This window comes from Pseudochrobactrum sp. B5 (assembly GCF_001939785.1).
GTDB lineage: Bacteria > Pseudomonadota > Alphaproteobacteria > Rhizobiales > Rhizobiaceae > Pseudochrobactrum > Pseudochrobactrum saccharolyticum.
The window spans coordinates 159,086-179,500 of sequence record NZ_MOYL01000001.1 but is presented as its reverse complement, the minus strand read 5'-3'; the positions used below and the strand labels follow the sequence as shown (position 1 = coordinate 179,500).

Annotated in this window: 21 protein-coding genes; 5 read left to right on the top strand and 16 right to left on the bottom strand. The window is 51.1% G+C overall.

What is annotated here, in order from left to right:
* Window positions 1-11: 11 nt before the first annotated feature.
* The 9 genes from BKD14_RS00895 to BKD14_RS00855 all read right to left on the bottom strand — a co-directional run bounded on the left by BKD14_RS00895 (window position 12) and on the right by BKD14_RS00855 (window position 11,094).
* A complete protein-coding gene (locus BKD14_RS00895) occupies window positions 12-752 on the bottom strand; it encodes a nucleotidyltransferase family protein (protein ID WP_075653935.1) in 741 nt (246 codons plus the stop codon).
* A gap of 5 nt (window positions 753-757) precedes the next feature.
* Window positions 758-2,284, bottom strand: a complete 1,527-nt coding sequence (gene tsaE / locus BKD14_RS00890) for a tRNA (adenosine(37)-N6)-threonylcarbamoyltransferase complex ATPase subunit type 1 TsaE (RefSeq protein WP_075653934.1) — start codon at window positions 2,282-2,284, stop codon at window positions 758-760.
* A gap of 87 nt (window positions 2,285-2,371) precedes the next feature.
* On the bottom strand, window positions 2,372-4,987 hold the full coding sequence (locus BKD14_RS00885; protein WP_075653933.1) for a PAS domain-containing sensor histidine kinase: 2,616 nt from the start codon (window positions 4,985-4,987) through the stop codon (window positions 2,372-2,374).
* A gap of 199 nt (window positions 4,988-5,186) precedes the next feature.
* Window positions 5,187-6,587, bottom strand: a complete 1,401-nt coding sequence (ahcY, locus tag BKD14_RS00880) for an adenosylhomocysteinase (protein ID WP_075653932.1) — start codon at window positions 6,585-6,587, stop codon at window positions 5,187-5,189.
* A 169-nt stretch (window positions 6,588-6,756) separates the two neighbouring features.
* Window positions 6,757-7,068, bottom strand: coding sequence for an HPr family phosphocarrier protein (locus BKD14_RS00875; protein WP_022709257.1), 312 nt, complete (start codon window positions 7,066-7,068; stop codon window positions 6,757-6,759).
* Between the two features lie 80 nt (window positions 7,069-7,148).
* On the bottom strand, window positions 7,149-7,550 hold the full coding sequence (locus BKD14_RS00870; RefSeq protein ID WP_075653931.1) for a PTS sugar transporter subunit IIA: 402 nt from the start codon (window positions 7,548-7,550) through the stop codon (window positions 7,149-7,151).
* Window positions 7,551-7,835: 285 nt separating this feature from the next.
* Window positions 7,836-8,318: an HPr kinase/phosphatase C-terminal domain-containing protein gene (locus BKD14_RS00865; RefSeq protein WP_075653930.1), complete on the bottom strand. Its 483-nt coding sequence runs from the start codon at window positions 8,316-8,318 to the stop codon at window positions 7,836-7,838.
* Window positions 8,319-8,337: 19 nt separating this feature from the next.
* On the bottom strand, window positions 8,338-10,179 hold the full coding sequence (locus tag BKD14_RS00860; RefSeq protein WP_075653929.1) for a sensor histidine kinase: 1,842 nt from the start codon (window positions 10,177-10,179) through the stop codon (window positions 8,338-8,340).
* A 195-nt stretch (window positions 10,180-10,374) separates the two neighbouring features.
* The gene (locus BKD14_RS00855; protein ID WP_022709262.1) at window positions 10,375-11,094 is read right to left on the bottom strand and encodes a response regulator transcription factor; all 720 of its coding nucleotides are present in this window, start codon (window positions 11,092-11,094) and stop codon (window positions 10,375-10,377) included.
* 311 nt (window positions 11,095-11,405) lie between these two features.
* Here BKD14_RS00855 and BKD14_RS00850 point away from each other — a divergent pair, with 311 nt between their 5' ends.
* The 3 genes from BKD14_RS00850 to lysM all read left to right on the top strand — a co-directional run bounded on the left by BKD14_RS00850 (window position 11,406) and on the right by lysM (window position 14,152).
* Window positions 11,406-13,016 (top strand): phosphoenolpyruvate carboxykinase, encoded by a 1,611-nt coding sequence (locus tag BKD14_RS00850; protein WP_028233223.1) that lies wholly within the window; start codon window positions 11,406-11,408, stop codon window positions 13,014-13,016.
* A 91-nt stretch (window positions 13,017-13,107) separates the two neighbouring features.
* On the top strand, window positions 13,108-13,560 hold the full coding sequence (gene arfB / locus BKD14_RS00845) for an alternative ribosome rescue aminoacyl-tRNA hydrolase ArfB (RefSeq protein ID WP_175576074.1): 453 nt from the start codon (window positions 13,108-13,110) through the stop codon (window positions 13,558-13,560).
* Window positions 13,561-13,702: 142 nt separating this feature from the next.
* Window positions 13,703-14,152: a peptidoglycan-binding protein LysM gene (lysM, locus tag BKD14_RS00840; protein WP_075653927.1), complete on the top strand. Its 450-nt coding sequence runs from the start codon at window positions 13,703-13,705 to the stop codon at window positions 14,150-14,152.
* 62 nt (window positions 14,153-14,214) lie between these two features.
* Here lysM and coaA read toward each other — a convergent pair whose 3' ends face one another.
* The 7 genes from coaA to hisB all read right to left on the bottom strand — a co-directional run bounded on the left by coaA (window position 14,215) and on the right by hisB (window position 19,040).
* On the bottom strand, window positions 14,215-15,180 hold the full coding sequence (gene coaA / locus BKD14_RS00835; protein WP_162994456.1) for a type I pantothenate kinase: 966 nt from the start codon (window positions 15,178-15,180) through the stop codon (window positions 14,215-14,217).
* Between the two features lie 43 nt (window positions 15,181-15,223).
* Window positions 15,224-15,547, bottom strand: a complete 324-nt coding sequence (locus BKD14_RS00830; RefSeq protein ID WP_075653926.1) for a phosphoribosyl-ATP diphosphatase — start codon at window positions 15,545-15,547, stop codon at window positions 15,224-15,226.
* A 171-nt stretch (window positions 15,548-15,718) separates the two neighbouring features.
* Window positions 15,719-16,507 (bottom strand): imidazole glycerol phosphate synthase subunit HisF, encoded by a 789-nt coding sequence (hisF, locus tag BKD14_RS00825; protein WP_075653925.1) that lies wholly within the window; start codon window positions 16,505-16,507, stop codon window positions 15,719-15,721.
* Window positions 16,504-17,247, bottom strand: a complete 744-nt coding sequence (gene hisA, locus BKD14_RS00820) for a 1-(5-phosphoribosyl)-5-[(5-phosphoribosylamino)methylideneamino]imidazole-4-carboxamide isomerase (RefSeq protein WP_075653924.1) — start codon at window positions 17,245-17,247, stop codon at window positions 16,504-16,506. The genes hisF and hisA overlap by 4 nt, the downstream gene beginning before the upstream one ends.
* Window positions 17,244-17,894, bottom strand: a complete 651-nt coding sequence (gene hisH, locus BKD14_RS00815; protein WP_022709157.1) for an imidazole glycerol phosphate synthase subunit HisH — start codon at window positions 17,892-17,894, stop codon at window positions 17,244-17,246. The genes hisA and hisH overlap by 4 nt, the downstream gene beginning before the upstream one ends.
* A 1-nt stretch (window position 17,895) precedes the next feature.
* Window positions 17,896-18,429: a DUF2628 domain-containing protein gene (locus BKD14_RS00810; RefSeq protein WP_075653923.1), complete on the bottom strand. Its 534-nt coding sequence runs from the start codon at window positions 18,427-18,429 to the stop codon at window positions 17,896-17,898.
* 2 nt (window positions 18,430-18,431) lie between these two features.
* Window positions 18,432-19,040 carry an imidazoleglycerol-phosphate dehydratase HisB gene (hisB, locus tag BKD14_RS00805; protein WP_175576073.1) on the bottom strand — a complete coding sequence of 203 codons (609 nt, stop codon included), beginning with the start codon at window positions 19,038-19,040 and terminating at the stop codon, window positions 18,432-18,434.
* A 160-nt stretch (window positions 19,041-19,200) separates the two neighbouring features.
* Between hisB and hslV the strand changes: the two genes are divergently transcribed.
* Window positions 19,201-19,758: an ATP-dependent protease subunit HslV gene (hslV, locus tag BKD14_RS00800; RefSeq protein WP_022709154.1), complete on the top strand. Its 558-nt coding sequence runs from the start codon at window positions 19,201-19,203 to the stop codon at window positions 19,756-19,758.
* Between the two features lie 114 nt (window positions 19,759-19,872).
* A complete protein-coding gene (locus BKD14_RS00795; protein ID WP_245293568.1) occupies window positions 19,873-20,415 on the top strand; it encodes a DUF2585 domain-containing protein in 543 nt (180 codons plus the stop codon).

Genomic DNA, 20,415 nt, shown 5'->3' with positions numbered 1-20,415 from the left:
AATATTCTGCTTTACGCGAGTGTCAAAAGGGCCGCTTCTGCCTCGCCGATTGCCTCCGGCGTGCCGACCGTCAGCCAATGTCCCTGCATGACCATACCGTAAAGCCGGCCTGCGGCAATGGCGGCGTTAAAATAGCTGTTCAGCGAAGAAACACTGATCTCTTTTCCGGCAAAAAGCTGCGGATTAACCAGTGCCGCACCGGCATAAATATAATCGGAACGCTCATCCACAGGCACACGGCGCAATGTGCTGTTTTCATTGAGATGAAAATCGCCGCGTCCTTCATGACCGGTGGAATGATGCCGGTCTGCCAGCATCAGCAGAATATCCATTCTGCTTTCATCCCAGTTTTGCGCAAGACGCTTCAGATTGGAATTCTGGCTATCCACCCAAAATGTATCGGCATTAAGGATATAAAATGTCTTATCGCCGAGCTCCGGCAAAGCTTTGACAATACCGCCTGCGGAATCGAGCAGCAGTTCGCGCTCATCGGAAATGGTGATCGCAATATCATCACGGGTTTTCAGATGTTCTTCCATCTGGTCCGCCAGATAATGTACATTGACCACAGCCTTTTTAACACCGGCCTCAACCAGTGCATCCAGCCCGCGATCAATCAATGTGCGGCCTGCAACCTCGATCAGCGGTTTTGGCGTGGTCAGGGTCAGCGGGCGCATCCGTGTGCCCAAGCCGCCTGCCAGTACCATTGCTGTATCAGGGGCAAATGCTTCTGAGTTCTTCTTATCCGGCATGGGTATTAATCCTGCAAAAGACCATTGTCCTGATACCATTTGCGCACCGGTGCGAGCGACGGATGCTGCAAGGCACGCGCTGCATAGGCCTGAATACGCGGCAGATGCTGCAAATAAGCCGGCTTACCATCGCGCTTGAACAGGCGCACAAAAATGCCAAGAATTTTGGTGTTTCGCTGCGCAGCCATAATCGCATAGGCGGAACGGAAGGCCTCTTCGTCAAAAGCCTTGGCCAGCTTGCGGCGCTCATCACAATAAGCCACGACAATCTGATCTTGTAACTCATCAGGAATTGTCACACGGGCATCCATTGCCAGTGACGCCAGATCATAGGCGGACGGGCCTATCATCGCGTCCTGAAAATCAATGATGCCAAGGCGGGCTATGCCTTCTGCCTTATCCTGCCAGAGAATATTCGGTGAATGATAATCGCGCATCAGCAGGTTATATTCTGCATTATTCAGACTTTTGAATACACTGTCCCATGCCTGTTCAAAGCTCTGTGTCTGGTCTGCACTGGCAGGCTCGCCCTGCACATAGGGCAGATACCAGACTGGCAGCAATTCTGCTTCGATCAGCATCGCATCACGGTCAAACATATGCAAATGATGGGTACGGTCTTCACTGATCGCAATATCCTGCGGCCAGTCATGCTGATGCAAATGCGCCAGCATCCGCGCTGCCGCTACATAGCGCTCTGCGATTGGTTTGCCTTCACTATCCAGCACGCCTTCTGCGCCCAGATGCTCCATCAGCAGAAAACCACGATCGAGATTAAGCGCCAGAATTTCCGGTGCGCGGAAACCTTTTTCACGCAGCAACCGGTTCATCGCAACGAAAGCATCCATATTCTCCGCCAGATGGGCAATCTGGCGATACGGACGTCCGTCTTTGACCAGCGGATCATAAGGCATCGCCGGTGCGTTCATCAGGATTTCGGTACCGCTCTCACTGGTAATCAGCTCATAGCCGCGCGGTGATGCGTCGCCCAGCAGATAACGGCGGCTGGCATGGTGGCGGTCGGATTTTTCCAGAAAACTGCGGATGCCGAGCGAGCGGGAAATACGCCGTGCCGCTTTGGCTGTCACTTCCATCGTCAAGCGACGGCCATCGCCTTCATGATCAATCGTGATCGCAATTGTCGGCACAGGTAAAACGCCCTCACCCTGCTGCGGCCATTCCACCAGCACAGCACCGCTTTCCAGCGCCTCATCAAGCCCCAGCTCATCCAGTTCTTCCGGCGAGGACAGGCGGTAGAGATCTGTGTGGGCAATACTCAAACGCAACTCAGGATAGGACTGTACCAGCGTAAAAGTCGGGCTCGGCACTTCGTAGAAATCGTCATTGGCTATGGTGCGGATGATCGCGCGCGCCAGAGTGGATTTGCCTGCGCCCAGATCACCTTTCAGCGTAACAAGGTCGCCTTTAGCCAGCGCCAGTGCGATATCTTCCGCAAAACGGATCATCGCGGCTTCATTTTCCAACACCAACTCTACCGTATAGAGAGTGCTGCTATCCTGTTCATCAGCCATATCAGCTTCCGTTATTATATGCTCTGCCCGTCATCTCCGGACATGATGAGAATAATGATATTCAGAGGAAAAGACAGCCTGATCCGGTTATTCGGCTGCTGCACGATACAGGCGCGCATCCAGCGGGAAACGAACAAGCACAGTTGTGCCTGACGACGGTGCCGTGCGGATATCAACCGTACCGCCATGCAGCTCCACAAAGCTTTTCACCAGTGACAAACCAAGCCCTGCACCACGGCGACGGCCGCCATTGCTGTGCGACTGGAAGCGTTTGAATACCGTATCCAGCACTTCTTTAGGCATGCCCGGCCCGCTATCGTGGACACTGAAAAGAATATGATCACCATCAAGACGCGCATCCAGACCGACAACCGAACCTTCCGGCGCATAATTGGCCGCATTGCTCAGCAGGTTGAACAGCACCTGATGCACACGATTGGCATCGCCGCGGAAACTGGTGACAGCATCTTCAATATTGATCTGCAGCGCAATATTATGTTCGCGCAGACGGTCTGCGACGCGTTCGCTGGCAGCGGTAACAGCATCACGCACCGGTACATCGCTGACATCCAGCTCCATGATACCAGCATCGACGGTCGCCAGATCAAGAATATCATTCACAATGGTCAGCAGAGTCAGGGAAGATGTGCTGATATGTTCAACATATTCGCGCTGACGGTTGTTCAACTCACCGAAGCCCGGTGTCTGCAACAATTCGGTAAAGCCGATAATATTGGTGAGCGGCGAACGCAGCTCATAGGATACATGCTGAACGAAATCATTCTTGATCTGATCGGCCAGTTCCAGCGCTTCATTCTTGTCTTTCAGCGCACGTTCCACATGCACCGTATCGGACACATCGACAAAGGTCAGCATCATCTGGCCTTTTGGCAGCGGGACTACAGCATAGGAAAGGATAGTGCCGGTAGACAGTTCCGCCTGCCCCTGCGTGCCTTCGCGCTTGTCGGCAATACCGGTGACTGCCGAGACAAACTCGTCCCAATAACGGTCATCGGCCAGTTCTTTGCACTGCTTGCGAATGACCGAAATATGCGTGCCTTCAACGGCAATAGTCGGCGGGATTGACCACAATTCAGCAAAAGCCGGATTGGACAGGCGGATACGACCATCGGCACCGAACACAGCCACACCTTCCGCCAGATGATCCAGCGTTTCGCCCTGCACTTTCATCAAGGTATTATAGCGGCTTTCGAGATCGAATTTCTCGGTCATATTCTCGAAGAACCATGTCACACCGCCTTGCGGATGCGGATTGGCAACCACACGCAAGGTGCGGCTATCCGGCAGATGCCACCAATGTTCCTGCGGATCAACAGCACGATAGGCCGACAGCATGGATTCTTTCCAGCGTCGCCATTCCGGCTGTTCCGGCAATTTGCCGTCACTGCGCAAACCATCAAACAGCATGGCATTGCTCGGATGGCTTTCCAGATAGGCAATATCCAGAGACCATAATTTGGCAAAAGCCTGATTGAAGAATTGCAGCTTCATTTCAGGATCAAAAATCGCCACAGCTGTTGAAAGCTGGTCGAGAGTTTCCGCATGGCTGCGGAGCGTGCGCTGCAATTCTGCCCGCACCTGCTCCAGATCGCTCATATTAGCTGCAAAACCGGCAGAACCAGCCGAACAGGAAACCTCCGCCACATCCAGCATATGGCGGTCACCGGCAATAACCGTGGCCAGCCGGTCACGGAAAGTGGCAATGGATGCGCCCTGTTGTGCTGCCTGCATCATAACCGGTTGATGACTCAGATTAGCTGCAGACGAATCGGCTGACAGAACGCGCTCACGCTCAATCTTCTGGCGCGCCTGCTCACCCAGCAATTCGCGCCCTTCCTGCAGAACCTGATCGAGATCACCCGCACCGACAGCTTGCACATAGGCATTATTCGCCCAGTTCAGCCGTCCTTCCACATCGCGTGTCCAGACAGTCTGATCCAGACGGTTCAGAAGTGCATGGAGCATTGTCAGCGTGTCGGACAGCTCATTATTCTGTACCTGTAATTGCGCGGCTCTGGCCTGAACACCGTCAACATTAATGAAGCGGGTAATGGCATAGGCACCGGTTGTCTGCCCCTGCACTTCAAGCATGGTGCCATTATTGGTCTCAACCAGAAAATCAAAAGAGCGGCCATATTCGCGCAGCGATAAAATCGCGCGTTCCAGTGCCACTACGGAATCGGTGCGCAACCAGCGCCCGAAGCTTAAAAAAGCCGCCGGATCCTGCGGCACTCCGCTGGCCACCGGCAACTGACCCAGCACTTCTGTCTGCGTATTATGTTGTGGCGTCCCGCGTTTTGCCGGTTCCGCGCCTGCCCAGACCACAATACGCTGATCTTTCAAATTAAGCAGGGTTTCGCTGCGCGTCACTGCATGGCTGAGATCAGCAACACGGGCACGCAAAGCACTGTTCTCGCGGTTCACACGGTTACGGCTGCGAATGATCCAGCTGACCGACAAAAGTGCGGCACCTGTTACCCCCACAACAATGGCAAATTGCACCACTTCATTCGGGCCTAAAGTGCTTCCGCCCGGCATCGGAATTCGTCCGATATCATAGCTTTGCGCCAGTGCCTGACCGGAGAATAAAACAGAAGAAAATGCGGCTGTCGCTGCCAGAGCTTTGCGAAAATGACGGCTTATAACAGAGCCAATATTTCGAAATGAACTGACACCTGACATGCCTTAAAATTCTCCGCCGCAGCATTTGCTGCTTCATAACTGTTTAAAAATCAGCGGCAGAATTTTCTGCCATTATCTTCGAATCATAGCACAATACAGCTACAGGGAATCTGTTTGAAGCGCTGCGGGCGCAAAAATAAAGGCCGGAAGAATGTCAATCCTTCCGGCCACAATATGTTGTATGTTAATTAAACTATAGTTAATACCTGTAGTGATCCGATTTAAACGGCCCCTGCGGTGTCACACCGATATATGCAGCCTGTTCCTCAGAAAGCACAGTCAGCTTCACGCCAAGCTTGGCCAGATGCAGTCGCGCAACCTTTTCATCGAGATGTTTCGGCAACACATAGACTTCGTTTTTATAAGTCTCGCCACGGGTGAACAGCTCGATCTGACCGAGCACCTGATTGGTGAAAGAGGCCGACATCACAAAACTCGGATGGCCGGTCGCATTGCCGAGATTGAGCAGACGACCTTCGGATAGCAGGATCAGACGCTTATCATCCGGGAAGGTGATCATATCCACCTGCGGTTTGATATTCGTCCATTTCAGATTGCGCAGTGCACCAACCTGAATTTCATTATCAAAATGGCCGATATTGCCAACAATCACCATGTCTTTCATCTTGCGCATATGCTCGATGGTGATGACGTCTTTATTGCCGGTTGTGGTGATGACGATATCCGCATCCGCTGCGGCATCGTCGAGTGTGACCACCTCAAAACCATCCATTGCCGCCTGCAGGGCGCAGATCGGATCAACTTCCGTGACCTTCACACGGGCACCGGCACCAAGCAGTGACTGGGCAGACCCTTTACCCACATCGCCATAGCCGCAAACAATAGCGACTTTACCGGCCATCATCACATCGGTACCGCGACGGATACCGTCCACCAACGACTCTTTACAGCCGTATTTATTGTCGAATTTCGATTTAGTTACGCTGTCATTGACGTTAATCGCAGGGAAAGGCAGCTGACCCGCACGCTGCAACTGGTAAAGACGGTTTACGCCGGTAGTCGTTTCTTCCGTCACACCTTTCAGCGCCGCACGCTGGCGGGTGAAAAAGCCCGGTGTTTCAGCCATACGTTTTTTGATCTGAGCGAAGAGAATTTCCTCTTCTTCACTGCCCGGTTTTGACAGCACATCTTCACCGGCCTCAGCGCGTGCACCGATCAGAATATACATGGTGGCGTCGCCGCCATCATCTAGAATGAGGTTCGAAGGCTCACCATCCGGCCACTGGAAAATTTTGTCCGTATAGGTCCAGTATTCTTCCAGTGTTTCGCCTTTAATGGCGAAAACCGGCGTGCCTTCAGCCGCAATCGCCGCAGCCGCATGATCCTGTGTCGAGAAAATATTACAGGATGCCCAGCGTACTTCCGCACCCAGCGCCTGAAGTGTTTCAATCAGCACGGCAGTCTGAATTGTCATATGCAGGGAGCCGGAAATCCGTGCGCCTTTCAATATCTGTTTCGGCCCGAATTCCTCACGCGATGCCATCAGACCCGGCATTTCTGTTTCCGCAATGACAATTTCCTTGCGTCCCCAGTCAGCCAGACCGATATCCTTGATGATATATTCTCCCGATACAGACATCTGCACTCCGCTTTCAGCTGTTACAACTTCAATAAAAATATGTGTAGCAGATCAGAGAAAGCGGCTCAAACAAAAATATAAGGTAATCTTTATATCTTTATGTAACCTGAGCCAGCCAATAAAAAAGCACCGGAGTGACCGGTGCTTTTAAAAACTGAATTAAGTCTCTTTAGCATTCTTCGCCGAATTTATCGCCGACAAGCTGCTCCAGCGCATCAAGTACGGCTGTTGCCTCAACGCCGCAGGCGCTGACATCAATGCAACATCCAGGTGATGCGGCAAGCATCATCAACCCCATAATCGATGTGCCACCAACACTCATTCCGTCTTTTTCAACACGGACATGAGCGTCAAAACTATCCACCAATTGCACGAATTTTGCCGAAGCCCGCGCATGCAGACCCCGCTTATTCACGATCGTAAATTTGCGGGTCTCTGCCTTATCAGGCTCATAACATCCGCTGACAGCAACCTGAGCCATATTTATTTTTCCCGTCAGTACCTAATCTGATTACCCATCAGTACCTGAGATTATTACTTACTCGTCAGTACCTGACTTTGTTATTTGCTCGTCAGTACCTGACTGGCAACATTAATATATTTACGGCCTGCATCCTGCGCTTCACGCAATGATGCTTCCATATCACCGGACTGACGCACACTGGTCAGTTTAATCAGCATCGGCAGATTAACACCGGCAATGACCTCAACCCTGCCTGCATCAAGCACCGAAATTGCCAGATTGGAAGGTGTTCCGCCGAACATATCGGTCAAAATAATAACACCCTGCCCCTGATCGGCCTTAGCAACCGCCGCGACAATATCCTCACGACGTTTTTCCATATCATCATCGGCACCGATACTAACGGTTTCGAAATTTTCCTGATGGCCGACAACATGCTCAACAGCATGGTGAAACTCTTCGGCCAGCCTTCCGTGCGTAACAAGCACGAGTCCGATCATTATTAAACTGCTCCTGCTGGTCGCTTTTCCATTGTCGCACTCACAATATAAAAGCTTGTAAGCTCAATCCGAACCAAAAGTTCAGACATTTACCCCTAAGACATAAATTCTATGGCCGTTATTTTCTGAATTCAGGCTCAGATTTTTAATATTGGCCAGACCTTCTATGTTGGCACCGAGAATAATGAGTGCAAGCAAAAAATAAAGCCCCCCACGGCTTTCGTCGGTTATGCCGCACTGAAACACAGATTTTATTCTAAACCAGCCGTTAAAAAACAAGGGCTTTCAGGCCGTTTCACGGCTGCCCCAGCGTTTCATAAATAAAGTCGCTTCTATTGCTCTGGCACATTGCAGCGAATCGCAATCCCCTGCCAATTCCGGCAAGACCAGCACAGGAACCATAATTCCTGCCAGTTCGCGCTTTTCATCTGCCGGATAACGGGGCGCTTTATCCGCACTTACCAGTTCGACCAGCAGATTGATTTCTGCCTGTGGCTGATACGGCACCTCAAATAAACCTGCCCCGCGAATTTCAACAGCACCGGCAATCGCTGAAGGTGTGGAAGCGATCAGCTTCCCCTCTTCTGTACTGATCGTTGTCTGGTCATCAGAAATCAATGTACCGACACGGCCTGTCTGCTGCGCGCGTTCGATCAGAGTGAGCGCCAGCGATGATTTTCCCGAGCCGGAAGCACCACATATTAAAATGCCAAAGGAACCAAGAACCAGAGATGTGGCGTGAAACACAAAACTTTCAGAATTGCTCATGCGTTTCTCCGCTTTATTATCAGTTTTCCGTATTCTGTGCCGCCTGTGCACGCTGACGTCTGGTGTTTTCCGGTAATTCTGCCGGCAGATCAATCAGGAACCGCGCACCCAGCCAATGTTCAGCATCTTCAGGATCAGGAATATTAGAAGCCGTTAGTGTACCACCATGTGCTTCGATAATCTGCCGGCTGATTGAAAGTCCCAGACCGGAATTCTGACCAAAAGCCTCAGAAGACGGGCGATCCGTATAGAAACGCTCGAAAATACGTTCAATATTTTCAGCGCCGATACCCGGACCATTATCCTCAACGACAACCTGAATTTTTGAACCTTTATGGTTCAGGTAAATTCTGATTTCACCATTATCTTCCGGCACAAAGGTACGGGCATTTTCAATCAGGTTAGAGACAACCTGACCAAGCCGCAAATCATGCCCCGGCAGATAAAAACCTTTTGCCCCTGCCGGAAGCTTGCCGATATCCAGCAGGATTTTTGTGCCCACTTTATTGCGGCGCACTTCTCTCGCAGCTGCCACAATATTATTGAGCAGTGCCTGCATATCCACCCGATCCGTATGCTCACGGGCAAGTTCGGCATCCAGACGCGATGCATCGGAAATATCGGTAATCAAACGATCAAGGCGGCGCACATCATGCTGGATCACGTCAAGAAGACGTTTTTTAGCACTCTCGGTTTTCGCCAGAGGCAGCGTTTCAACTGCACTGCGTAGAGAAGTCAGCGGATTTTTCAGCTCATGGCTGACATCGGCCGCAAAACTTTCAATCGCCTCAATACGTGCATAAAGCGCATCGGTCATATCGCGGATCGAGGTAGAAAGATGGCCGACCTCATCCTGACGGTCGGAGAAATCCGGAATTTCAACACGGCCTTTAATACCGTGGCGCACACGATCCGCTGCTTCAGACAATTTGCGCAACGGATTAGCAATCGTAGAAGCCAGAAACAGCGACAGGATCACCATCACCAGCGACACAACAACAAAGACACGCAGGATCGCATTGCGCTCACCACGAACAATCTTATCAATATCACCGCCCTCGGTCGACATCAGCAAAACGCCGAGCACCGCACGGTAACGCTGGATCGGAACGGCAACCGAGACAACCAACTCGCCTTTTTCATTCCGGCGCTGTGCTTTACCGGAAGAACCGGTCAAAGCTGTAATCACTTCCGGATAGACAGAACCATTACCGCCCGGCGGCTCCTGATAGAGCGGCAGGCTGTTACGGTTAATCAGATTATTGAACCATGTGCTGATCTGCTCGCCAAAGCTCTGATCATCCTCATCCAGTACCGGCAAATCATAGCTCAGCACCTGTCCGCGCGAATAGAGATGGCGCGAGTCCAGCAGGATATTGGCATTATTATCGTAAATACGCGCACGGGTACTGGTCGGAGAAATCAATGTCCGCAGCAGTGGCGCTACTTTTTCCGGATTGATCGGAAATTCCCAGTTATCCGGAGAATCCGGTGACGGAGTAATACTCTGACCGGCCTGCAGCTCCAGCAGCTTATCCGGATCGATCATAATCGAATTGGTATCAACGCTTGCCGATGAGGCAATGGAAGCCGCGATAATCTTACCTTGCGTCAGAAGACTTTCAATCTTCGCGTCCACCAGACCATCACGAAACTGGTTGAGATACATAATCCCCGAAACCAGCACCGCAAGCGCCGCCAGATTAAGAAACAGAATACGCTTGGTCAGACTGGAGAAAACATAATTGCCCAATGTACGGCGCAGCGGTGAAAACAGTCGCCGCCAGACAAGCGAACGCTGACGGCGCGCAAGACGTTCCTTGCGGCGCAATGTCGTTCTGTTTTCCGTTTCAGCGACCATTGAGGGCGATCAGTTCCTTCAGCGAATTAAGACGGAGCGGTTATGCAATGCATTATAACCGCTCCGTGCTTTTATATCAGCTATATTTGCAAAGCTTCACGCTTCGGGCTTTTTTATAGTACGAAGCGCTTACACTTCGTACTTTCTAAAATGCGAGGCTTTTACGCCTCGTGCTTTTCTTATATTGCGAGGCTTTTACGCCTCGCGGAAGCGATAGCCAACGCCGTAAAGCGTCTCAATCATTTCAAAATCATCGTCAACAACTTTGAATTTCTTACGCAGACGCTTGATATGGCTGTCAATCGTGCGGTCATCCACATAAACCTGTTCATCGTAAGCGGCATCCATCAGCGCATCACGGCTTTTCACAACACCCGGACGCTGTGCCAGCGAATGCAGGATAAGGAATTCAGTCACCGTCAATGTAACCGGTTCGCCCTTCCATGTGCAGGTATGGCGCTCCTGATCCATTTCCAGCTGGCCGCGCTGCAATGACTTTGTCGGCTGACCCGGATTTTTAACCGCACCTTCACGAGCCGCCACACGGCGCAGCACCGCTTTAACACGCTCTACCAGCAGACGCTGCGAGAACGGCTTGGTGATAAAATCATCCGCGCCCATTTTCAGGCCGAACAATTCGTCGATCTCATCATCTTTCGATGTCAGGAAGATCACCGGCAGATCAGATTTCTGGCGCAGACGGCGGAGCAGTTCCATACCATCCATACGCGGCATTTTAATATCGAAAATTGCAAGATTTGGCGGACGCGCCATCAGACCATCCAGCGCGGAAGCACCGTCTGTATAGGTCTCGACCCGATAGCCTTCCGACTCCAGAGCAATGGAAACAGAAGTCAGGATATTGCGGTCATCATCTACGAGCGCAATGGTCTGTGTTACCGGAACTTCCCTCATCAGGTCGCTTCTCCTCAATCAAATTCGACTATTCAACTTATATAGCACGTCTTTTAAGCAGGACAAATTAAGTACAAAGTAAGGCAGCAGCAATTTTTCTGATGCTTCGCCTGCAATTTATACCCGCTCCAGACACCTTGCTTATGTGGATAGCGGCAAAATAAATTGCCATAAAAACGATTTAAATAAAATTTAAAAAATTTTAAACGATTAAAGATTTGAAATTGTCTCGCTAATCTGGTTGTGACTTTGCCTTAGCGCGGAGAGAAAATGCGCTGTCGACCAACCAATGAAAACTGCGAGTGAAAATTATGATCGAGACTGGCAATCGCAATCCAGCTGCTTCCATTGCAACGACGGGGCTAAAAGACCTCGCCGCGGTCTATTATAATTTCGGACCGGCCCAGCTCTATGAGGAGTCGATCCGCCGCGGTGAATCAACTCTGACTGCACAGGGCGCTTTGATGGCCGTGACCGGACAACATACCGGACGTAGCCCTAAAGACAAATTCGTTGTGCGTGATGCAACCACCGAAGACCAGATCTGGTGGGACAACAACAAGCCGATGAGCCCGGAAAATTTTGCCAAGCTGCATGCCGATTTCATTGAGCACGCCAAAGGCAAAGAACTGTTCGTTCAGGATCTGATCGGCGGCGCCGATGCCGAGCACAATATCAAGGTTCGCGTTGTAACCGAATTTGCATGGCACTCACTGTTCATCCGCAACCTGCTGATCCGTCCTGAAATTGCTGCCCTGCAGAGCTTCATGCCGGAAATGACCATTATTGATCTGCCATCCTTCCGTGCTGATCCTGAAAAATACGGCTGCCGTACAGAAACCGTGATCGCCTGCGATCTGGTCAACAAAATTGTGCTGATCGGCGGTACTTCCTATGCCGGTGAAATGAAGAAGTCGGTCTTTACCGCTCTGAACTACATTCTGCCTGCAAAAGGCATTATGCCGATGCATTGCTCGGCTAATGAAGCACCAAACGGCGACACCGCGATTTTCTTCGGTCTGTCCGGCACCGGTAAAACCACCCTCTCCGCTGATCCGACACGCACGCTGATCGGTGATGATGAACACGGCTGGAGCGAAAACGGTATCTTCAATTTTGAAGGCGGCTGCTACGCCAAGACCATCCGTCTCTCGGCAGAAGCTGAGCCGGAAATCTATTCCACAACACAGCGTTTCGGCACCGTGCTGGAAAATGTTGTTCTTGATGAAAACCGCCAGCCGGATTTCAACGATGGTTCACGCACTGAAAATACCCGTGCAGCCTATCCGCTGGATTTCATCTCCAATGCATCCAAGACAGGCACTGCCGGTCAGCCTAAGAATGTTATCATGCTGACAGCTGATGCGTTCGGCGTCATGCCTCCGATTGCCAAGCTGACCCCTGCTCAGGCTATGTACCACTTCCTGTCCGGTTACACCGCTAAGGTTGCCGGTACTGAAAAAGGTGTGACCGAGCCGGAAGCAACCTTCTCCACCTGCTTTGGTGCGCCTTTCATGCCGCGCCATCCGTCGGAATACGGCGATCTGCTGCGTAAACTGATTGCTGAGCACAAAGTTGACTGCTGGCTGGTCAATACCGGCTGGACCGGCGGTGCTTACGGCACCGGTAACCGTATGCCGATCAAGGCAACACGTGCCCTGCTCTCCGCAGCACTTGATGGTTCGCTCAATGGTGCAGAATTCCGCACAGACCCTAACTTCGGTTTTGAAGTTCCTGTGGCTGTTCCCGGTGTTGATTCAAGCATTCTCGACCCGCGTTCAACATGGGCGGATAAAGCTGCTTATGACGCACAGGCTAAAAAACTGGCCAACATGTTCATCACAAACTTTGCCAAGTTTGAAGACCATGTAGATGCGGAAGTCCGTTCGGCTGCACCGGCTCTGGCAATTGCTGCTGAATAAATAAATCTGCATTTCTGAAATTAAGAACGGTGCCTTTCAGGCACCGTTTTTTATTTCTGCACTTATCTTCGCAGATTTCAGATATTCCGTTATAAATCCGCTCATGACGGAACAAAACAAACATCTTATCCGCATTACCAACCGGATCAGCATTCATGAAAACCTGCTGGAGGAGAGCTTTATCCGCTCTTCAGGTCCAGGCGGACAGAATGTGAATAAGGTTTCAACAGCCGTGCAGCTGCGCTTTACAGCCATGCAAGCGGGCTTGCCGGAAGATGTCTATGCGCGTCTCATCAGCCTTGCTGGGCAGCGTGCCAATAAAGACGGCGAGATTGTGATTGAAGCCAGCCGCTTTCGCAGTCAGGAAAAGAACCGTGAAGATGCCCGCAACCGTATGATTGCGCTGATCATCGAGGCTGCCAAACCGCCGCCGCCACCGCGTAAAAAGACCAAGCCGACCAAAGGCTCTGTCGAGCGGCGCCTGAAAGCAAAGTCCGGTCGCGCAGACGTCAAGAAAATGCGCCAGCGTGTCAAAGGTGATTAGAGCGACCTTTGTGTGCCAGATCTGGCACACGGCGCTCTAATACCCGATAATCCCTGTTATTTTATACGGGTGGCTTCCTTAATTCATTTACCTGCCTATATTCTTTAAGCGGATGATATCTGACACTCAAAGGAGAAACGGAATGGGAATATTTGATTTTGTGAAATCGGTTGGTACCAAACTTGGCTTTGGTGACGATGAGCCTAAAGCAGAAGATCTGAAAAAAGAGCTGGATTCCCATAATCTCGGCACCGGCGATGTGCAGGTAACTGTTCAGGGCGACAAGGCTGTACTTTCCGGCAATGTCAAAGATCAGTCCGCTTTTGAAAAAGCGATTATTGCTGTCGGTAACTCCCTCGGCGTTTCCAAAGTAGAAGCCTCGGAACTGAAAGTTGACGGCGCTGCTGAAGGTGCGGCACCGGTTTTCTACACCGTGAAAAAGGGCGACAATCTCTGGAAAATCGCTGAAGCCCAGTATGGCAAAGGCCATGGCGATAAAAACCCGAAAATCTTTGAAGCCAATAAGCCAATGCTGACCTCACCGGATAAAATCTATCCGGGTCAGGTTCTGCGTATTCCGCCGCTGGCATAATTCCGATCAAAACAAAAAGCCCCGCTGTCGATGACAGCGGGGCTTTTTTACAACTCTGAAGTTCAGATTTTGCGCAGAGCGACTTCTTCAATCATATGATTTTCGCCTTTGCGCAGGATCAGATCAGCACGCGGGCGGGTCGGCAGAATATTCTCAAACAGGTTTTTGAGATTGATATTCGTCCACAGGCCTTCGGCAATCGACAATGCCGCCTCTTCCGACAATTGCGAATAGCGGTGGAAGAAGCTCTGCGGATCACGGAATGCCGTTTCACGCAGCTTCATAAAACGGTTGATATACCATTTGTGGATCAGTACCGGATCAGCATCAATATAGATCGAGAAATCAAAGAAATCCGACACAAACGGCACGGCTTTGCCGTCCGCAGGCAGATCACGCACCTGCAGCACATTGATGCCTTCAAAAATCAGAATATCCGGCCGATCAATGGTCACATGCTTACCGGCAACCACGTCATAGGTCAGATGCGAATAGACCGGCGCCTGAACATGGCTCATGCCTGCCTTCATAGATGACAGGAAATTGAGAATGGCACCGGCATCATAACTGTCCGGAAAGCCTTTACGCTCCATCCGGCCTTCGGCACGCAGTACTTCATTGGGATAGAGAAAGCCGTCAGTCGTCACCAGCTCGACTTTAGGGCTCGATGGCCAGCGGCTCAGCAATTCCTTCAGAATACGCGCTGTGGTCGATTTTCCGACCGCAACGGAACCGGCAATACCGATGATAAACGGTGTTTTGACCGTATCATCCTTCATCAGAAACTGTTTGCGCTGTTTGTAGAGCGATTGCAGCGCTTCCACATGGGTCGACAGCAGACGCGACAAAGCCAGATAAATCCGGCGCACCTCATCCAGATCCACCGGATCGTTCAGCGAACGCAGACGTTTCACTTCATCCAGCGTCAGGGTCAGCGGCGTATCGGCACGAAACTCTGCCCATTCCGCAGCGGTAAAAACCTGATAAGGCGAATAATGCTTCTTTTTGAAAAGATCCATGGAGTGCATTTCGATCTCTGAATAAACCCGGGAACCAGATGAATGCTTCAGTCTATTCCGGTTTTCGTGCAGCTTTTTCCTGAAGACCGGTTTGCGATGTACGTTTATCCAGTTCCTGCATCACGGATTCCAGCGACACACCCGCAATCTTCCATACTACCAGCAAATGATAGAGCAGATCGGCACTTTCAGAAATGACAGCTTTTTCATCCTGCATCATCGCCGCAATAACAGTTTCAACCGCTTCTTCGCCCAGTTTCTGGGCGGCCTTATGCTGACCTTTGGCAATCAGTGAGGCTGTATAAGATGAGCCGTCTGTTGCAGCCGCGCGATTAGCCACAATCTGCTCAAGCTCAGCAAGGGTGAAATCTGTCATGCTGCACTCCTGTTTCAGTGCAATTTATAGAATGCGCGATGAGAATCCCGCACAGCAATGCGAATGCTCTTTAAAGCAAATGAGGGATGAAAAGCACCCCTCATTGCATGAAACAACTTAATTTTATCAGTAAATCAAACTGGTTTCCTCTCAGAAAACCAGTTTGATCTGTTAATTTCGAACATCATCCAGACGCATAGCAATACCGTGACTTGCCATATAGCGTTTGGCTTCTTCAATTGTGTAAGTGCCAAAATGGAAAATGGACGCCGCCAGTACCGCACTGGCATGACCTTCCTTCACACCGGCCACCAGATCGTCCAGAGAGCCGACACCACCGGAGGCAATCACCGGAACGCTCACGGCATCGGCCACAGCGCGGGTCAGCGCCAGATCATAGCCAACTTTGGTACCGTCACGATCCATCGAGGTCAGCAGAATTTCCCCTGCTCCGCGATCAACCATTGTGCGGGCAAATTCAATCGCATCAAGACCGGTTGCATTGCGGCCGCCATGGGTGAAAATCTCCCAGCGATCCGCCTCTCCTGCGCCCGATACTTTCTTGGCATCTACGGCGACAACAATGCATTGATTGCCGAATTTATCTGCCGCTTCCGCAATCAGATCAGGATTTTGTACCGCAGCAGTATTGATAGAAACCTTGTCGGCACCGGCCAGCAAGAGTTTTCGGATATCAGCAACCGCACGCACACCGCCACCGACTGTCAGCGGCATGAAACATTGCTCAGCGGTACGCGCAACCACATCGAAAATCGTCTCGCGATTGTCGGAGGATGCAGTAATATCGAGAAAGCATAATTCGTCAGCACCCGCTGCATCATAGGCTTTTGCAGCTTCCACCGGATCTCCGGCATCAATCAGATCAACAAAGTTGACGCCTTTCACCACTCTTCCATCTTTAACGTCCAAACATGGAATAACCCGTGCTTTCAAAGTCATTGTGCGGCCTCCTTTGCGGCACGTAACAGTGCCAGCGCCTCAGCCGGATCAATACGGCCGTCATAAAGTGCACGACCGGAAATTGCACCTTCCAGCTTACGGGCATCGGCTTGCGTCATACGATGAATATCATCCATCGAGGCCAGACCGCCGGAAGCAATTACCGGAATAGACACGGCTTCTGCCAAGCCCAGAGTTGACGGCCAGTTGATGCCAGCCAGAATACCGTCGCGGTCAATATCCGTATAGATAATAGCGGCGACCCCTGCCCCTTCAAATTTCTGCGCCAGTTCAATCACGCCGAGTTCTGAAGCCTCTGCCCAGCCCTCAACCGCAACCTTGCCGCCTTTGGCATCAATGCCGACAGCGACTTTGCCCGGAAATTCTTTACAGGCTTCAATCACCAGCTGCGGATCACGCACGGCAACGGTGCCGAGAATGACGCGGGAAAGTCCCTTGGAAAGCCATGCCTCAATATGTTCCAGCGTGCGGATACCGCCGCCGAGCTGTACCGGATTTTTGGTTGCTTTGAGAATAGCCTCAACCGCCGCACCATTGACGCTGGAACCTGCAAAAGCGCCATTCAGATCAACCACATGAAGCCACTCAAATCCCTGATCTTCAAAGGCTTTCGCCTGAGCCGCAGGATCAGTGTTATAAACCGTAGACTGGTTCATATCACCCAGTTTCAGGCGAACGCATTCACCGTCTTTCAGGTCAATTGCCGGAAAAAGTATCATGGCTTCCACTTCAGGAAATTAGTAATGAGTTTAAGGCCGAGGCGCTGGCTTTTCTCCGGATGGAACTGCGTGCCGACAATATTATCGCGCGCAATTGCCGCCGTTACGCTCCCACCATAGCTGGTGGTTGCCAGCACATCAGCGCTGTTTTTCACATCAAACATATAGGAATGCACGAAATAGGCATGCAAGCCATGCTCGCCGGTTTCTATATCGTTGAATACCGGATGGGCATGGTTCAGCTCAATCGTATTCCAGCCGATCTGCGGAATTTTCAGCGCGGCATCAGACGGCTTCATTTCGCGCACATCGCCTTCAATCCAGTTGAGGCCATTGGTGATGCTTTTTTCCAGCCCCCGCGTTGAAAGCAGCTGCATCCCAACGCAAACGCCGAGAAACGGTCGTGCTTTATGCTGAACAACTTCGCTCAAAGCATCAACCATGCCGGAAACAGCATCCAGACCGCGACGGCAATCGGCATAGGCGCCGACACCCGGCAGCACAATATGATCTGCGGCCAGTACGGCTTTGGCATCACTGGTCACATCCACATGAATGGGACTGCCCATATCCGATACCGCACGTTCAAAAGCCTTGGCTACCGATTTGAGATTTCCGGAACCATAATCAATAATGGCAACACGCATGTCACGACCTTCCGTGATAATCAACCAGACCGATCATAGCGCCGTCTGCAGCATGTATTGCCGCAGGAACCGCCGTGCCGGTCACAGTGCCGGACAAAACCTTATTGTCAGAAGACACAGAGACAGGCTCTGCTTTTTCTGCCGGTTTTGCAGCACCATAAAAATAAAGAGTTTCCGCATCGCTCAAGTCATTGGCGCTGATCAGTGCCACTTCCTCATAACCCTTGCGTCTGAGCGCTGTGAGATACCAGTTACGCCCTTCCAGCGCAACAAACAGCGACAGCAAAAGTGACAGGCCGGAAACGACAAAAGCAGAAGAAAGATAAGAACCCAAAACGCTGAATGCACCCCAGCCGATCAAAGCAACCATCAGCGCATGCCACCACAAGCGATGCACCAATAACCAGAGAAACGGCAGGATCAGCGCGAAGACGGTAAACTCATCGCGCACAAAAATCGTATGGTCACCCGCAACAGCTTTAACCGGTTTCAGTTTTACCGCGTCCGTTGGTTCCAGAACGATATAGCTGGCCATAATCAGCCTTTCAGCGTGCCTTTTGTCGAAGGAATGGCATCTTTCTGCCGCGGATCGGTTTCAATCGCCATACGCAATGCGCGCGCCACAGCCTTGAAACAGGTCTCGGCAATATGATGATTATTGATACCATAGCGCATATTCACATGCAGGGTAATGCCTGCATTCTGCGCCAGCGCCTGAAAGAATTCCCGCACCAGCTCTGTATCGAATGTGCCGATTTTCGGTGCATTGAATGCCACATTCCATACCAGAAACGGACGACCTGACACATCCAGCGCCGCAGAGGTCAGCGTCTCGTCCATAGCGAGATCAATCGAGGCATAACGCACAATACCACGACGTTCACCCAAGGCTTCCGCAATAGCCTTACCGATCGCAATGCCGGTATCTTCAACCGTATGATGGTCATCAATATGCGTATCGCCCTTGGTGGTGATATTCATATCAATCAGCGAATGTCGCGATAATTGCTCCAGCATATGATCGAAAAAGCCAACGCCGGTCGAAATATCGAAACGGCCCGTACCATCCAGAAAGACTTCAGCTTCAATGCTGGTTTCTTTGGTGCTGCGGCTGACTTTTGCTATACGCTGATTGCTCATATTGATAACCCGATCTTGTTCTTCTCCGGCCTTGTTCTAGAACAGTGGTTGAGTTTTGCCAAATGCTTTGATGAAACAGGCTGTATTATTGTCCGTTGTAATTTACGTATGAGATCATAAATACAGCAGATCGATTTGATGAAGACCAATCAGCGGAGTTGCGCAAATGATTGAACATAATCCGAATACAATTTACGGCACCACCATTGTCACCGTGCGCAAGGGCAATAAAGTGGTGATCGCCGGTGACGGACAGGTGTCCCTCGGCCAGACCATTATGAAGGGCAATGCCCGCAAAGTGCGCCGTATTGGCAAAGGCGGCAGTGTGATTACCGGTTTTGCCGGTGCGACTGCCGATGCTTTCACCCTGCTTGAACGGCTGGAAGCCAAACTGGAGCAATATCCGGATCAGCTGATGCGCGCATCCGTAGAGCTGGCCAAAGACTGGCGTACCGACCGCTATCTGCGCAAGCTGGAAGCGATGATGCTGGTTGCCGACAAGAATATCACGCTGGCCATTACCGGTCTCGGCGATGTTCTGGAGCCGGAAAACGGCGTGATGGCCATCGGTTCCGGCGGTAATTATGCGCTGTCGGCTGCCCGTGCACTGATTGACACAGACATGGATGCGGAAACAATTGCCCGCAAAGCAATGACCATTGCAGCGGAAATCTGCGTTTACACAAACAGCAATTTCACTGTCGAAAGTCTTGATTGCGCGTAAGAACCTGCCAATTATGCGGTATCGTTATTTAGTTTTGTAAAACACTAAAGGTTTATCGTGACCGCATCATCACTTCCGCCTGCCGCGTCAAAGCCACATTGGCAGTGGGATAAAATCCTGCTCATCATTGCAATCACAGCAGCCATTCAGGCGGTTATTTTGTACATGATGGGGCGCGTTCCGGTCTGCGAATGCGGAACAATCCGTCTCTTCGTCAATGAAGTGAACAGCAATGAAAATTCCCAGCAATTCTTTGACTGGTATACGCTGTCCCACATCATTCACGGTTTTATTTTCTACGGATTGTTCTGGCTGATTGCACCAAAAGCACCGCTGCATGTGCGGTTGCTGCTGGCGCTCGGACTGGAAATCGGCTGGGAGCTGGTTGAGAATTCGAATTTCATTATTGAGCGCTACAGGGCCAATACATCCTCCGTGGATTATTTCGGCGACAGTATTCTCAATTCCGTATTCGATACGCTCTCCATGGTGCTGGGCTTTTTTCTCGCAGCCCGGCTTCCTATATGGGTGATAATCGTCACGGCAGTGTTTTTCGAAATTCTTGCCCTTATCGTTATTCGAGACAACCTTATTCTCAATGTTATCATGCTGCTGCATCCGGTTGACTTTATCCGGCAGTGGCAAAGCGGATCCTGA

Bases quoted from the DNA above. Each gene is read 5' to 3' on its own strand.
- coaA (WP_162994456.1), bottom strand. From the start codon at position 15,180: ATGCACTCCATGGATCTTTTCAAAAAGAAGCATTATTCGCCTTATCAG.
- BKD14_RS00860 (WP_075653929.1), bottom strand. From the start codon at position 10,179: ATGGTCGCTGAAACGGAAAACAGAACGACATTGCGCCGCAAGGAACGT.
- hisA (WP_075653924.1), bottom strand. From the start codon at position 17,247: ATGATACTTTTTCCGGCAATTGACCTGAAAGACGGTGAATGCGTTCGC.
- BKD14_RS00870 (WP_075653931.1), bottom strand. From the start codon at position 7,550: ATGATCGGACTCGTGCTTGTTACGCACGGAAGGCTGGCCGAAGAGTTT.
- tsaE (WP_075653934.1), bottom strand. From the start codon at position 2,284: ATGGCTGATGAACAGGATAGCAGCACTCTCTATACGGTAGAGTTGGTG.
- BKD14_RS00855 (WP_022709262.1), bottom strand. From the start codon at position 11,094: ATGAGGGAAGTTCCGGTAACACAGACCATTGCGCTCGTAGATGATGAC.
- lysM (WP_075653927.1), top strand. From the start codon at position 13,703: ATGGGAATATTTGATTTTGTGAAATCGGTTGGTACCAAACTTGGCTTT.
- hisH (WP_022709157.1), bottom strand. From the start codon at position 17,894: ATGCGTGTTGCCATTATTGATTATGGTTCCGGAAATCTCAAATCGGTA.
- hslV (WP_022709154.1), top strand. From the start codon at position 19,201: ATGATTGAACATAATCCGAATACAATTTACGGCACCACCATTGTCACC.
- BKD14_RS00895 (WP_075653935.1), bottom strand. From the start codon at position 752: ATGCCGGATAAGAAGAACTCAGAAGCATTTGCCCCTGATACAGCAATG.
- ahcY (WP_075653932.1), bottom strand. From the start codon at position 6,587: ATGTCTGTATCGGGAGAATATATCATCAAGGATATCGGTCTGGCTGAC.
- BKD14_RS00875 (WP_022709257.1), bottom strand. From the start codon at position 7,068: ATGGCTCAGGTTGCTGTCAGCGGATGTTATGAGCCTGATAAGGCAGAG.
- BKD14_RS00810 (WP_075653923.1), bottom strand. From the start codon at position 18,429: ATGGCCAGCTATATCGTTCTGGAACCAACGGACGCGGTAAAACTGAAA.
- BKD14_RS00830 (WP_075653926.1), bottom strand. From the start codon at position 15,547: ATGACAGATTTCACCCTTGCTGAGCTTGAGCAGATTGTGGCTAATCGC.
- BKD14_RS00865 (WP_075653930.1), bottom strand. From the start codon at position 8,318: ATGAGCAATTCTGAAAGTTTTGTGTTTCACGCCACATCTCTGGTTCTT.
- BKD14_RS00885 (WP_075653933.1), bottom strand. From the start codon at position 4,987: ATGTCAGGTGTCAGTTCATTTCGAAATATTGGCTCTGTTATAAGCCGT.
- BKD14_RS00850 (WP_028233223.1), top strand. From the start codon at position 11,406: ATGATCGAGACTGGCAATCGCAATCCAGCTGCTTCCATTGCAACGACG.
- hisF (WP_075653925.1), bottom strand. From the start codon at position 16,507: ATGACTTTGAAAGCACGGGTTATTCCATGTTTGGACGTTAAAGATGGA.